At 71.8% G+C, this 13,664-nt stretch carries 11 protein-coding genes; 7 read left to right on the top strand and 4 right to left on the bottom strand.

Annotated features, from left to right (window positions below; all coding sequences use genetic code 11):
• Positions 1 to 11: 11 nt before the first annotated feature.
• Positions 12 to 956, top strand: a complete 945-nt coding sequence (locus AAT21_RS05835) for a nitrilase-related carbon-nitrogen hydrolase (RefSeq protein WP_235438697.1) — start codon at positions 12 to 14, stop codon at positions 954 to 956.
• Positions 957 to 1,020: 64 nt separating this feature from the next.
• Here AAT21_RS05835 and tsaD read toward each other — a convergent pair whose 3' ends face one another.
• Together tsaD and AAT21_RS05825 are read right to left on the bottom strand one after the other, a co-directional pair.
• Positions 1,021 to 2,091, bottom strand: coding sequence for a tRNA (adenosine(37)-N6)-threonylcarbamoyltransferase complex transferase subunit TsaD (gene tsaD, locus AAT21_RS05830; protein WP_200904338.1), 1,071 nt, complete (start codon positions 2,089 to 2,091; stop codon positions 1,021 to 1,023).
• 105 nt (positions 2,092 to 2,196) lie between these two features.
• Complete coding sequence (locus AAT21_RS05825) at positions 2,197 to 2,949, bottom strand: NIPSNAP family protein (RefSeq protein ID WP_046775703.1); 753 nt, start codon at positions 2,947 to 2,949, stop codon at positions 2,197 to 2,199.
• A 95-nt stretch (positions 2,950 to 3,044) separates the two neighbouring features.
• Here AAT21_RS05825 and AAT21_RS05820 point away from each other — a divergent pair, with 95 nt between their 5' ends.
• From AAT21_RS05820 to AAT21_RS05810, 3 genes are all read left to right on the top strand, one after another.
• On the top strand, positions 3,045 to 4,082 hold the full coding sequence (locus AAT21_RS05820) for a helix-turn-helix transcriptional regulator (RefSeq protein ID WP_046775702.1): 1,038 nt from the start codon (positions 3,045 to 3,047) through the stop codon (positions 4,080 to 4,082).
• A gap of 384 nt (positions 4,083 to 4,466) precedes the next feature.
• Positions 4,467 to 5,042: a DM13 domain-containing protein gene (locus tag AAT21_RS05815; protein WP_046775701.1), complete on the top strand. Its 576-nt coding sequence runs from the start codon at positions 4,467 to 4,469 to the stop codon at positions 5,040 to 5,042.
• A gap of 183 nt (positions 5,043 to 5,225) precedes the next feature.
• A complete protein-coding gene (locus AAT21_RS05810) occupies positions 5,226 to 5,894 on the top strand; it encodes a peptidoglycan recognition protein family protein (RefSeq protein ID WP_052757659.1) in 669 nt (222 codons plus the stop codon).
• 511 nt (positions 5,895 to 6,405) lie between these two features.
• Here the strand turns inward: AAT21_RS05810 and AAT21_RS05805 are convergent.
• Both AAT21_RS05805 and AAT21_RS05800 read right to left on the bottom strand, forming a co-directional pair.
• A complete protein-coding gene (locus tag AAT21_RS05805) occupies positions 6,406 to 7,863 on the bottom strand; it encodes an acyltransferase family protein (protein WP_235438696.1) in 1,458 nt (485 codons plus the stop codon).
• Between the two features lie 2 nt (positions 7,864 to 7,865).
• The gene (locus AAT21_RS05800) at positions 7,866 to 9,953 is read right to left on the bottom strand and encodes a bifunctional polysaccharide deacetylase/glycosyltransferase family 2 protein (RefSeq protein ID WP_046777072.1); all 2,088 of its coding nucleotides are present in this window, start codon (positions 9,951 to 9,953) and stop codon (positions 7,866 to 7,868) included.
• A gap of 62 nt (positions 9,954 to 10,015) precedes the next feature.
• On the opposite strand from AAT21_RS05800, the gene AAT21_RS37360 reads away from it, so the two are divergent.
• From AAT21_RS37360 to AAT21_RS05785, 3 genes are all read left to right on the top strand, one after another.
• Positions 10,016 to 10,654 carry a hypothetical protein gene (locus AAT21_RS37360; protein ID WP_157879630.1) on the top strand — a complete coding sequence of 213 codons (639 nt, stop codon included), beginning with the start codon at positions 10,016 to 10,018 and terminating at the stop codon, positions 10,652 to 10,654.
• Positions 10,655 to 11,001: 347 nt separating this feature from the next.
• Positions 11,002 to 11,943 (top strand): glycoside hydrolase family 16 protein, encoded by a 942-nt coding sequence (locus AAT21_RS05790; protein ID WP_052757657.1) that lies wholly within the window; start codon positions 11,002 to 11,004, stop codon positions 11,941 to 11,943.
• Between the two features lie 823 nt (positions 11,944 to 12,766).
• Complete coding sequence (locus tag AAT21_RS05785) at positions 12,767 to 13,576, top strand: DUF1775 domain-containing protein (protein ID WP_079025660.1); 810 nt, start codon at positions 12,767 to 12,769, stop codon at positions 13,574 to 13,576.
• Positions 13,577 to 13,664 lie beyond the last annotated feature (88 nt).

Below are 13,664 nucleotides of genomic sequence, written 5' to 3'. Positions count from 1 at the left end.
GCAGAACGCCCGTGACCTCGTACGCCCTCCTCACCTCCTACGACTCGCCGCTCGGCTCGCCGGGCCGCACCCAGCCCGGCGAACGCGAACCGCTGCGGGTCGGGCTCGTCCAGATGCGCTGGTACGCCGACCCCGCCGAGCACGACGACCGGCTGCGCGAGGGAGTCGCCCTGGCCGCCGCGCGGGGTGCGAAGGCGGTCTGCCTGCCCGAGCTGACGCGCAGCCCGTACTTCTGCAACACCGACGACCCGATGGCCGACGGCGCCGCCCGCTGGCTGGAGGACGTGGAAGGCGGCCCCACGGTCGCCCTCGCCGCCGAACTGGCCACCGGCCTGGGCATCGCGGGGCACGCGTCGCTGTACGAGCGCGCCGGTGACGGCGGGCTCGGCTACAACACCGCCGTGTGCGTGGACGCAGACGGCCGGCTCATCGCCCGGACCCGCAAGAACCACATCCCGGCGTTCCCCGGCTACCGCGAGGACCTGTGCTTCCGCCCCGGCGACAGCGGGTTCCCCGTCGTCGCCCACGCCGGCGCCCGCTTCGGCTTCCCCACCTGCTGGGACGAGTGGTTCCCGGAGCTGGCGCGCGCCTACTCCCTCGCCGGCGCGGAGGTCCTGGTGCACCCCACCGCCATCGGGTCCGAGGTGAAGCTGCCGGACTTCGACACCCGGCCCATGTGGGAACACGCCATCAGCGCCAACGGCCTCGCCAACGCCCTCTTCATGATCGTGCCCAACCGCGTCGGCACCGAGGGCCGTTCCACCTTCTACGGCTCCTCGTTCATCTCCGACCCCTACGGCCGCGTGATGCTCCGCGCCCCCCGCGACACCTCCGCCGTCCTCGTCGCCGACCTCGATCTCGACCAGCGCCGCGACTGGCTCGACTTCGGCCTCATGCGCACCCGCCGCCCGGAGATCTACGGGGCCCTCACCGAACGCCCCCGCCCGCGCGGTTAGCCGACCGGTCGGCCGGTGGGGCAGGTGGGCCGGTGGGGCAGGTGGGCCGGTGGGCCGGTCGGCGTCAGGCGACGCGGGCTGCCGGGCGGGCGAGCGGGGTCAGGGCGGCGTACTCCAGCGGTGCGGACGGGTCGATCGACACGTCCAAGGGCGCCGGTTCGGCACCGGACCGCACCAGGAGGTCGCCGACCGCGGCGATCATCGCGCCGTTGTCGGTGCACAGCGTCATCGGCGGGACGCGCAGCTCGATCCCGGCGGAGGCGCACCGCTTCTCCGCCAGGGCGCGGACGCGGGAGTTCGCGGCCACTCCCCCGACCACGATCAGCGTCCTCACGTCGTGGGCGCGGCAGGCCGCGAGGGCCTTGCGGGTGAGTACGTCGGCCACCGCCTCCTGGAGGGCGGCCGCCCCGTCGGCGACGGGGACCTCCTCGCCACGCTGGAGGTGCCGTTCGGCCCAGCGGGCCGCGGCCGTCTTGAGGCCCGAGAAGGAGAACGCGTACGGGTCGTCGCCCGGGCGGGTCAGCGGGCGCGGGAACGCCACGGCCTTCGGGTCGCCGTCCCGGGCGGCCCGGTCGATGGCGGGGCCGCCCGGGTACGGCAGGCCCAGGATCCGGGCGGCCTTGTCGAAGCACTCCCCCGCCGCGTCGTCGAGGGTGTCGCCGAGGTGGACGATCGGCTCGCGCACGAGGTCCCGTACGAGCAGCAGCGAGGTGTGCCCGCCGGAGACGATCAGCACCACGCACGGCCGGGGAAGCGGGCCGTGTTCGAGGGTGTCGGCGGCGACGTGACCGGCCAGATGGTGGACGCCGTACAGCGGCACCCCGGCCGCGTAAGCCAGGGACTTCGCGCCGGCCAGCCCCACCTGGAGGGCCCCGGAGAGTCCGGGGCCGGTGGTGACCGCGATCGCGTCGATCTGCCCGATCCGCAGCCCGGCCCGGTCGAGGGCCTGCTCGACCACCGGGTTGAAGGCGTGCAGGTGGGCTCGGGCGGCGATCTCCGGCACCACCCCGCCGAAGCGGGCGTGTTCGTCCATGCTCGACGCCACCACGTGGGCGAGGAGTCTGCCGTCCCGCACGATGCCCGCCCCGGTCTCGTCGCACGACGACTCGATCCCCAGCACCACCGGTCCGCTCACGGCACCCACTCCTTCTGCACGTCTGCGCTCTTGCGCTGTTTCAGCAGCTGCAATATATGTGCAATAGGTGAGGCGTCCGTGGGCCGAGGGCCTCCTCGGGACGCATCAGGTCATGAGCGAGCGGCCCGTGGGCGCCAGGCGCAGGGTCACGGGGGCCGATCTCCCTTCCCGTTCGATGCCGGGCAGGACCTCGTCCCGCGCGACGGGGTGGGCGCGCAGCGCGGTCAGGTGCCGCTGGTGGGCGTTCTCGTCGGGGTGGGAGGTGAGGACCACCGCCACGTTCTCCCCGGTGCGGACCGGGAGCCGGGGGAAGGTGTTGGGCGCCGTCTCGGTGGCGAACGCGGCGAGCGGCTCGGCTCCCGTGCAGCGCAGCAGCGGCAGGAGACCGTCCCTGACCAGGGTGATCCCCTCGTCCCGGCCGGGCGGGAAGGACCACAGGGTCGCGGAGACGAACCGTTCGGGAGCCGGTGTGCCGGGACGCGGACGCGGCCTCGCAGGCGGCGCGGCGCGAAAGGAGCCGTCGTGCGTCAGGGGGCGCAGCAGGAGGACGTCGTCGGAGTCGCTCATGGTGGCGTTGGCCTGCGGGCCGTGCCGCTTCCAGACGGGACCGCCGTAGAAGTCGGTCAGCGCCTCGTGCCGCGCCGCCATGTCGGAGAAGCCGCGCAGCCAGACGAAGCGGTCCGGGTCGTCGAGGTCGCGGAACTGGCCGAGGACGGCCATACCGGTTTCCTCCTGGGACTCGACCAGTTCCCGGTCGAAGAGTTCGATGAGGTCGTCGCGCCGGCCGGGGCGCAGCGTGTACTGGCGGAGCTCGATCACGGCGGGCTCGCGGGCGGGGTCGGTGGGTACGGATGGCACGGCAGGCTCCTCTTTGGGTCCGTTGCACGGGTGCTGACCGACGGTAGGTCTCGGTCGTGCCAGGGGGTGTCAGGGTTTCCGGGGAGAATGGGCGCATGTCCGCCGGCCGTCTGCTGTCCGTCCTGCTGTTGCTGCAATCGCGGGGCCGTATGTCCGCGCGGGCGATCGCCGAGGAGCTCGGTGTGTCGGTGCGTACGGCCTACCGCGACGTGGAGCGGCTGCAGGCAGCCGGCGTACCGGTCTGTGCGGAGCCGGGCCGTGGTGGCGGCTACCGGTTGCTCGACGGCTATCGCACCCGTCTGACCGGGATGAGCGAGGGCGAGGCGCGGGCTCTGCTCTTCGCCGGGCTGCCGGGGGCCGCCGCCGACCTGGGGCTGGCGGAGGAGGTTGCGGCGGTGCGGCTGAAGCTGCTGGCGGCGCTGCCGGCCGGGCCGCGGGAGGAGGCGGCGCGGACCGCCGCGGTGTTCCACGTGGATGCTCCGGGCTGGTACCGGGAGCCCGAACGGACCCCGCATCTGCCGCTGTTCGTCGAGGCGACGCTCGCGCAACGCGTCGTGGAGGTGTGCTACCGCCGATGGCGTGCGCCGCAGGAGGTGTCCCGCCGTCTTCGCCCCTACGGTCTGGTTCTCAAATCCGGTGTCTGGTACGTCGTGGCCGCCACGGAGAGCGGGACGGCGACCTACCGGGTCTCGCAGGTCCTCGAAGCGGTGCTGAGCGACGAACGCTTCGACCGCCCGCGGGACTTCGAGCTGGGCGCCTACTGGACCTCCTACCTCGCGGACTTTTGGGCACGCCGCTACACGGGCACGGCCACCATCCGTCTGTCCCCGCAGGGGCGCCGTCGACTGCCCGACAACGTGGCACCGGAGGTGGTGCGGTCGGTCGACGCCACCGCGACGGCCGTCGGCGCGGACGGGTGGGTGGAGGCCGTCGTCCCGACCGAGAGCACCGCGCACGCCTGCGGTGAACTGCTGCGGCTCGGCGCGGACGTGGAGGTGCTCGCGCCGGCGGAACTGCGCCGGGCCATGGCCGACACGGTGAGCGTCCTCGCCCGGTCCTACGGCGTCGCCGGTCAAGGGACAGCCGGCGGTCAAGGGACAGGAGCACATTCATCCGGACGGGAACTTCGGTGACGGGCCGGCACCGGGTGCGGTTACCGTGGACCGTGGGTGGGGGTCGCACCAGTCGGAGACATCTGCCCTGCCGGGGGACGGCCCCGAACCGTGCCCCCCTCACGTGGCCCCGGCACCTGGCCGGGGCTGCGGAAGGTTGCGGCACCGACCGCGCGGCCGGGTCGTCGGCGGGAAGATCGAACCGCCCCTGTTCCCGCTCTCGCGTTCCATCCGCTCGGCGAGGATCCGTACCCGGTCCCCGTCGAGGTGGTCGGGGGCACCGCGGGACGACGGGATGAGACGTAAGGGTTTCGTCATCCGGCCGGAGTGGGCACCACGGCCCCCCACCGCGTTGAATTGCGGTGAACGGGCCGGTGAGCGGCCGGGGAGGAAGTGGGTACGACGATGGGTACGGCAGTGACGGTGACGAAGCGGCGCGGTCGGGTATGGGCCGGAGCGCTGATCGCGGCGGTGGTGGTGCTGGGCATCGGCTCGTACTGGTTCCAGCCGTGGAAGCTGTGGCGGAACGAGACCGTCAGCGAGGCGCTGCCGGGCGCGGCCGCTCCGCAGCAGCCCTCCGGAGCCGCATCCGGAGCGGTATCCGGAGCGGCACCCGAGGCCCCGGCCGCAGGCCCGCAGACCCTCGCCCAGGGCACGCTGATCAGCCATGAGCACACCACGACGGGCAAGGCGAAGCTGATCCGCCTCGCCGACGGATCGCACACCCTGCGCCTGGAGGGCCTCGACACCAGCAACGGTCCGGACCTGCGCGTCTGGCTGACCGATGCCCCGGTGAAGGAGGGTGTCGCCGGTTGGCGCGTCTTCGACGACGGCAAGTACGTCAGCCTGGGCAAGCTCAAGGGCAACAAGGGCGACCAGAATTACGAGATCCCGGCCGACGTGAACCTGGCGGACTACAGCAGCGTCACCATCTGGTGCGACCGCTTCGACGTCTCCTTCGGTGCGGCGACCCTGACGTAGGGCAGCGGCACGGCTGTCACGAAACGGTCATCATCCGGTCTCATTCCGACACTAATGGTCGGTAAGCATTCCGCTGGAGAACGTCAGTCCAGCAAGGGACCCTCCGATGCTCCGTTCCCGACGCGCCGCAGCCAGGGCGCCGCGCGCGTGACCCATCGCAAACCGAAGCCGAAACCACGGGTCGTGACGCGCCGCAACGCGATGGTCTGTGCCAGCAGCGGACTCATCGCCACCGCCTTCGGCGTCGTCGCCGACGTCGGCGGGCGCCCCGGCCCCGACCCCGGCCCGATGGAGGCCGGGGACGAGGGCGGGGCGGGGCCGCCGCCACCTGTGGAGGCGGCTTCCGTACCCGCTCAGCCATGGATGCCGGAGGCGACCCTCCGGCCCCTGTCGGTGAACTTCACTCCGGGCGGGCTCCGGGAGGTGCGGGGTCTGGTCCTGCACGTGCAGGAAGGTGAGAACTCGCTCCACGACCGCTTCAGCGACCCGGCGGTGAGGTCCTCCGCGCACTTCTGGGTCTCGCAGTCCGGCGAGATCGAGCAGTACGTCTCCGCGCACGACCGGGCCTGGGCCCAGGGCACCGGCAACCCGTCGTGGCTCTCGGTGGAGACCTCGGGCTTCGCGAGCCGGCCGCTGACCGCGCAACAGGTGGACGCCGTGGCACGGATCTACGCCTGGGGCATGGCCCAGCACGGCTGGCCCCTGGCCCCCGCCCCCACCCCGCTGGGCCGGGGCCTGGGCATCCACAGCATGGGCGGCCGAGCCTGGGGCGGCCACGCCTGCCCCGGCCCCCTCCGCTCCGCCCAGACTGGAGAGATCCTCACCGCGGTCCGCGGAAGACACCCCCGCTAGCCGCGGCCGGACGAGTCACTGGATCAGGCCGGCGTGCGGATGTTCCGGGGACTCCGGGCAGGCGTAGAGCTGCAGGTGGTTGCCACCTGAAATCTGCACCCCCGGGCGAGTTCTCCCCGCCGGATCCGGCGACCGCGGCGATATCCCGGTCCACGTACGGGACCCGGCTGCGCCGGCGGGAATGCCATTCCTTCGAGGCGATGGTGAGCAACGGGGCCATGCCGGCACCGCAGACGGCGCAGCTCCGGACGACGGGATCGGTCGGTCCCCACGGGGTCCAGCCACTGGCCTTCCAGCCGCGAGCCAGGGGCAGTTCGTTCCTGTACAACGCGGCTCCGGTCTCCTGCCCGCCGTTCCACTCCACCAACTGCTGCTGAAACTCCGCGTCCAGCTGCAGGAAATGTGGGAATTCGATCACCTGGACCCGGATCGCCGCCGGCTCGCCGAGGAAGTCCTCCGAAGAGCGCGTATGCGCGCCCGCCAGTGACACCACCCCCGGCCGGCGGGCGGGTCAGTCGGCGCGGCGTCTGCCCCGCCCGCGGCGCGGGTACGGCAGGAGGCGCGGCGGGCGTTTGGCGGCCACGTCCTCGACCCAGCCGAAGGTCAGCACCAGCAGTGCGAGCAGCGGGATCGCCACCAGCAGCGTGAACCACTGGCTGGCCAGCAGCCACTGGAAGTTCGCGTAGACGAAGGGGACGCTCCAGAGCGGATCGATCAGCGGGATGGCGGCGACCAGGGCGACCTGGTGCCACAGGTAGAAGCTGACGGCGCGCGCGTTGAGCAGGCTGATCAGGCCGTTCCAGCGTTCCAGCGGCCTGGGCCACCGGTCCCAGGACGGGCTGACGTGGAGCAGCATGGCGACGAAGCCGAAGGACCAGAGGGCCTGGGCGATCGGCCAGGACTCGATGTCGGTCGCCACGGTCGGGTCGACCGGCCGGGTCTGCATGTACCAGAGGCCGGCGACCATGATCAGCGGCGCGACGGACGGCAGCACGTACTGCGGGATCTTCCTGAGCAGCCCCTCCCGGTGGGCCATGCCGAGGATCCAGCACGCGCCGAAGGTGGCGAAGTCGTTGGCGTTCTCCCAGACCCGGCCGTAGACGAACTCCTGGTCGACGAAGAACACGTTCATGACGATCACCATCGCCAGGGGCGCGAACAGCGTCATCACCGGGAAGCGTCGCAGTGCCCGCAGCAGCAGCGGCGAGAACAGGACGTACCAGAGGTAGGCCCGGAGGTACCAGAGCGGGACGATGATCTGCGCCGCCCAGGTGGTTTCCACGAGTCCGAAGTCGGACAATTCGTCCGCGTACGGCGGGGTGCTCAGCGGCAGGACCCAGAAGGCAAGCTTGGACCACCACCAGGTGGGGTGGCCGTCGGACTGGGGGCCCCAGCCGGCGGCTATCTGGAGGGCGATCATGGCGGCGCCGAACAGCCACATCGGCGGCAGGAGCCGGCGCAGTCGGCCGCGGATCACGCCGAAGGCGGGCCGGCTGAGCGAACGCGCCATCAGCGAGCCGGCCAGGGCGAACATCACGCCCATCGACGGGAAGACGAGGGGCAGCCAGAACCAGCCGAAGTTGTGGTAGAGCACCACGCGGCCCAGTGCCAGCGCGCGCAGCAGGTCGAAGTAGCGGTCCCTGCCGCCCTTGCTCCGGGCCTCCGCGGCCTCCGGATCCCGCTCCGGTTCCGGCTCCGGATCCCGCTCCCACCCCGGATCCGGGATCGGATCCGGAACCGGCTGCGGCTCACGCTCCGGCCGGGCCCGCAGTGCGGCGGGGACCCTCAACTGCATGGTGTCCCGGGGATCCCGAAGGTCCCGGACGTCCCGGGCGTCCCGGGCGTCTCGGGCATCCCGAGCGTCCCGGGCGTCCCGGGCTTCTCGGGCGTCCCGGGTGTCCCGGGTGTCCCGGGCACCGAAAGCGTCCCAGGTGCCCCGGTCCCGCCCGAGGTCGATGGGTGCGGTCACGGTCAGGCCTCCACCGGAACAGCGACCTCGCCGGTGCGCCGGAGCTTCTGCCAGCGCAGCCGGCCACCGGTCATCGCCGTGATCGCGGACTGCAACAGGACGATGTACATGAGCTGGCGGTAGACCAGTTGCTGGATCGGCAGGCTGATCAGGTGCCAGGGCTTCTCGCGGTCGAGCCGGAAGGCGTACCACGACAGCACGGCCTGGAGCAGGATGAAGCCGCCCCAGCTGGTGAGGGTGATCGGGGCGTCCCCGAACAGCACGCCGTACAGCAGGAACATGTCGACCAGCGGCGCGAGCAGCGGGGCGACCACGCCGAAGAGCACGATGAGCGGCAGCCCGAGCCGGCCGAAGCGTCCCGCCGGGCCGCGGGAGGTCACGGCGCGGCGGTGCTTCCACATCGCCTGCATGCTGCCGTAGCTCCAGCGGTACCGCTGGGACCACAGCTGCTGAAGGCTGGCGGGGGCCTCGGTCCAGGCGCGGGCGTACTCGGCGTAGACGATCCGCCAGCCGTCGCAGAGCACCGCGATGGTGATGTCGGTGTCCTCGGCGAGGGTGTCGTCGCTCATACCGCCGACCCGCCGCAGGGCCTCCTTGCGGAAGGCGCCGACCGCGCCGGGGATGGTCGGTATGACGCCGAGCATGTCGTACATCCGGCGGTCCAGGTTGTGGCCGAGGACGTACTCGATGTGCTGCCAGGCGCCGATCAGGCTGTCGCGGTTGCCGACCTTGGCGTTGCCCGCGACCGCGCCGATCGTCGGGTCCCCGAAGGGCTGGACCAGCTCGCGCACGGTGGACGGCTCGAAGACGGTGTCGCCGTCCATCATCACGATGATGTCGTGCGAGGCGGCCGCGATTCCGGTGTTGAGCGCGCTGGACTTGCCGCCGTTGACCTGGCGGATCAACCGCACGAACGGCAGGTTCATCTCCTCGACGATGTCCGCGGTGCCGTCCGTGGAGCCGTCGTCGATGACGATCACCTCGATCGGATGGTCGCTCACGGCCAGGGAGTGCAGGGTGTTGGCTATGCACTCGCGTTCGTTGTAGGCGGGGACCAGTACGGTGACCCGCTCGGTGACGGGCGCACCCCAGGCGTCCCGCCGTTTGGAGCGGCGGGCGTGGATCGGTGCGAGGACGAGCATCAGGGCGAAGCGGCCGAAGTTGAGGATGCCGACCAGGGCCAGCAGTCCGACGAGCACCGGCAGGGTGTGTACGGCGGCCTGGGTGGCCCAGATGAATCCCTTGCCCGCCCACAACTGGAATCCGTCCACCGGGACGGTCGCGCTGGAGGCGCCGAGGGCGTCGGAGATCGTGGTGAAGCGATACCCCTCGGCCTGCAGCTTGTCGATGATCTGGACGAGCGCGGCAAGGGTCTGGGTACGGTCACCACCGGCGTCGTGCAGCAGGATCAGCGCGCCCGCGCCGGGCTTGGCCGGCATCGCCGCCTTGACGATCGCGTCCACGCCGGGGCGCTTCCAGTCGTCGGTGTCGCGGTCGATGAACGCGGTGAGGTAGCCGCGCGCGCCGACGTACTTGATCACCGGGTAGTTCCAGTCGTCCATCGCCGTGGCATCGGAGGAGTACGGCGGACGGAACAGCGCGGAGTGGACGCCCGCGACGCCGGCCAGCGCGAGCTGTGTCTGTGCCAGCTCCCAGCTGATCCGGGCGTGGGACTGGTACACCAGGTCGGGGTGGGTGAAGGTGTGCACGCCGAGCTCGTGGCCGCCCGCGACGATCTGGCGGATGAGGTCCGGGTTGCGGGTGGTCATCGCACCGGTGACGAAGAAGTCGGCCTTGACGTTGCGGGCGGCGAGCACCTCGAGGATCTTCGGCGTCCACTCCGGCGAGGGACCGTCGTCGAAACTCAGCACCGCGGTCCGGTCGGGGATGTGGTAGCTGACGGGGTTCTCGTTCTTCGCTCCGCGCGCGTCGATGACCGGGCCGCCCTTGAGCAGGTGGTTCGGCACGGTCGTCTTGTCGACCGAGATCGCGATCCGGGAGTCGTGGAACGCCTCGTTCGTGGCGAGGCCGCGCAGGACGAGGAGGGCAAGCAGGCAGGCCAGCAGGGAGAGCGGCATGAAGAAGCGCAGCGGTGGCGCGGCCAGTCGGCGCGGCCTCAGCAAGGACTGCCGGCGGCGCTGGTGGCGGGACAATGACGCTCCTGGTGATGGTGTTGCCGGTGCGGGTGCTGGTGCTGGTGCTGTTGCGACTGATCGGGGCTGCGCCGCCGGTTGACGGCGGCGCGGGTGATCAGGGCTGTTCGGCCGGCTGGCCCGAGGGCTTCGGCCCGCGCGGCGCGGTGGCGCCGGGCTTCGAGGTCGCCCCGGTCTTCGACGTGGTGGCCCCGGTCTTCGACGTGGTGGCCGCGTTCTTCGAGGTGGCGGCCGGGTTCTTCGGCTGCGGTGTCGCGGACCGTGCGACCGTCCGGGGTGCGGACGAGGCGGTCGACGCGGACGACGGGCCGGGCGACAGCGACGGTGCGGGGGGGTGCGACGGGACGGGCGTCCGGGCGGGCTGCGCGGGTATCCCCATCGCCGGGGCGTCCGCCTGCACACCGATCAGGCTGCTGGCCATCGCGACCGCCAGGATCGCGCCGACGACGGAAACCGGCCAGCCGAAGCCGCGCAGCAGACGGCCGCGCAGACCCGACTGGTCGACGAACACGGGTGCGGCGGCAGGCACCTCGAAGTCCGGCCCGGACATATCGAACCCGGTCGGGTACACCGATCCACGCTGGCTGGAATTAGCTGTAGGGCGCACCTTGCGAGGCCTTTCATTGCAGGGTACGTAGACCGGGACCGCTGGATCGCAGGGCGAACGCTAGTGCACCGAGCCGAAGCAACTTGACCTCGATGCACTTATTTGACCCGATCTATCCATGGGTCGTAATCGGATCGAAACGCCAATTGGTCATACCGACCGGTAGACCGACCCCTAGGGTCGCCGAGCGCAGGAGGGTGCAGCTTTCAGCCAAGCGTTTCACCGGAACCTCGAACTCCGGATGGCACGAGGGGCCACCACGGCGGTCGCTCCGGCCCCCGCGCGGAGCCTTAGGATGACGCCCTCATCGGATCAGCTGCTGATCCCCACGCAAGAGGGCGTGTCCGAATACCGCCTCTACGCCCCCAAGGAGCCCGTGTGAGCCGCCAGCCCCGCCGCACCTCTCGTCGCCGCGCATGGACCGCGCTCACCCTGCCCGCCCTCCTGTGCGTCCTCGCGGCGTGTTCCGGCGGCCCCGCCGCCGATGGCGCCGCGCCCCGCGGCAGCGCCTCGCCGACGCCGTCCGGACCGCCGGGAACCCTGTTCGACGATTTCCAGTACAACGGCGCCGACGACCCCGCGCTCGCCACCCAGGGCTGGGAGATCCGTACGGGCGGGGGCGGTCCGGGGATCAAGGACAGCTGGTCCGCCGCCGGCGCCACCTTCCCCGCCGACGCGACCGCCCAGGGCGGCAGGGTCCTGCAGCTGCGCTCCTCCACCGACGGCACCAAGCAGGGCACCCAGCAGGTCGAGTTCCAGGGCACCGGCAAGAACCTCTTCACGGGCACGTACGCCGCCCGGGTCCACTTCAGCGACAAGCCCACGAGCGGCCGCAACGGCGACCACGTCGTGCAGACCTTCTTCCCGATCTCGCCCTCCGACGCCTCGGACAAGTACAGCGAACTCGACTTCGAGTACCTGCCCAACGGCGGCTGGGGCTCGACCGGGCCGCGGCTCGACAACGTCAGCTGGTACAAGGCCGACCCGCCGGACCGGGTCAACAACACCCTCAAGCAGCGCCTCGGGGGCTGGCACACCCTGATGATCACGGCCATGGACGGCAAGGTCACGTACTCCCTGGACGGCAAGGAGATATTCACCAGCTCCGGCAAGTACGTCCCGCGCGAGAAGATGGACATCCACTTCAGCAACTGGTTCATCGACCTCCCCTTCGCCGGCGGCGCGCGCACCTGGGAGATGAAGGTCAACTGGGTCTACCACAAGGCCGACGAGGCCGTGTCCCCGGCGGACGTCCAGAAGACGGTGGACGGCTTCTACAACGCCGGCACCCACCGCATCAACACCATCCCCAAGGCCTGACCCGGGCCTGCGCCACGGGCACGACCGGGCATCGCGCGGGCATCGATCGGGCGCCGCTGCGGAAAGCTGCTCCACAATTGACAGTTGGAGCCTGTCGGCGGTGAAGCCGGGTGATGATGACCGGACATGGCCGGAGCCCGTGCAAGGACGCGTCCATGTCCGCGGCCCGGGCGGCAGGGCGGACGGTGGCTGCGGGCTGCCGTGTTCACCCTGCTCAGTTCGGTACTGGCCGTCGCGGGCCATCATCTGGCGGCTGAGGGACCGGTTGCCTGGCAACGGGTGCCGGGCGGGGCGGCGGCCGCCTTCGCCCTGTCGTGGCTCGTCACGCGGACGTCCCGGCCGCGGCCCCGGCCTCGGTGGCACGTGGTCGCGGGGACCGGCGCGGCCCAACTCGTGCTGCACCGGGCCCTGTCCGTACGGCATCCCGCGTTCGACGCGCATGCCGAGGCCCACGGCCCGGGGCGGCAGATCGTACGGGCCACCGCACACCACGGTACGTGGACGATGGCGGCGGCCCATGGCGTGGCCACCTGCGCGATGGCGCTGCTCATGCACCGGGCGGATCAGGTGCTCAGCCGGCTGCCGGCGACGGTGGGCCGGTGGATCCAGCGGACCGTCACGGCCGCCGCCGCGGGCTTCGGCGCCCTCCACCGGCCGTGGGCAGGGCCGTTGCCGCGGACCGCGCCCGTGCCGTGCGGCGGTCCGGCCGCACGGCAGGCGGTCACCACGACGCTCTGTCACTCGGTGGTGCGGCGGGGGCCTCCGGCCGCGTACGCAGGAGACGGTCCCCCGATCCCCTCGTACCGAGAGGTTGCTCTTCCTCATGACCGGAACACCCAGCCTTCACTCTCACCGTCACCATCCCCGGCCCCGTCCGCGTCCGCGCGGACTGGGGCCGGCCGCCCTCGGCGCCCTGGTGGTCCTCGGCCTGAGCGCCGGTCCGGCCGCCGCGCACGCTGGGGTCACCGCCTCCGACGCGCGCGCCCTCGCCGAGAACGTCACGCTCTCCTTCACGTCCGAGGCTGAGTCGGACTCCGCGGGGATCGCGGAGCTGCGGGTCGTGCTCCCGAAGGGCATCGCCCCGGACGCCGTGACGCTGAAGGACGCCCCCGAGGGGTGGAAGCTGACGGCCACCCCGGACGGCTACAGCATCGGTGGCACGGCCCTGGCCACCGGTACCGATGCCGAGTACAGCATCACCGTGCGCCAGTTGCCCGACGAGAAGTCCCTGGTGTTCAAGACCCTTGAGACGTACGGCGACGGCAAGGTCTCCCGCTGGATCGAGGTTCCCACGGGCGGCGAGAAAGTCGACAACCCGGCGCCCGTACTCGAACTGAAGGCGGCGGCCCCCGGGGCCAAGCCGATCGCCCCGCCCCCCTCGGCGACGCCGACGCCTTCAACGACGCCTGCGACGACGCCGGGCACGGTCCCGTCCGAACAGCCGTCGGCGGCGGACCCGACCGCTCTCGCCGCGGCCCCGAACGCGGAGACGGCGGACGCAGAGACGGCGGACGCCGAGACGGCGGGCAGCGGTACGGGAGCGGCCCTCGGTGTGGTCGCGGCCGTCCTGGTGGTGGCGGCCGTCGGCGCCTTCTGGTGGCTGCGCCGCAGTCAGAGCCGGGACCAGGCCTGACCGTCTGACCGCCTGTCCTCAGCAGCGGGGCAGGGCGGGGCGGGTGCAATGTACAGGGAGAACGCCCGAACCGGGCCTCCCGGTCCCG

It is taken from the genome of Streptomyces yangpuensis (genome assembly GCF_001005295.1).
Classification (GTDB): domain Bacteria; phylum Actinomycetota; class Actinomycetes; order Streptomycetales; family Streptomycetaceae; genus Streptomyces; species Streptomyces yangpuensis.
Note: the sequence above shows the minus strand (reverse complement) of the source record. Positions and strands in the feature narration are given on the sequence as shown.

Coding starts and splice junctions, on each gene's coding strand:
- AAT21_RS05815 (WP_046775701.1), top strand. CDS start 4,467: ATGGGTACGGCAGTGACGGTGACGAAGCGGCGCGGTCGGGTATGGGCC.
- AAT21_RS05785 (WP_079025660.1), top strand. CDS start 12,767: ATGACCGGAACACCCAGCCTTCACTCTCACCGTCACCATCCCCGGCCC.
- AAT21_RS37360 (WP_157879630.1), top strand. CDS start 10,016: ATGACGCTCCTGGTGATGGTGTTGCCGGTGCGGGTGCTGGTGCTGGTG.
- AAT21_RS05820 (WP_046775702.1), top strand. CDS start 3,045: ATGTCCGCCGGCCGTCTGCTGTCCGTCCTGCTGTTGCTGCAATCGCGG.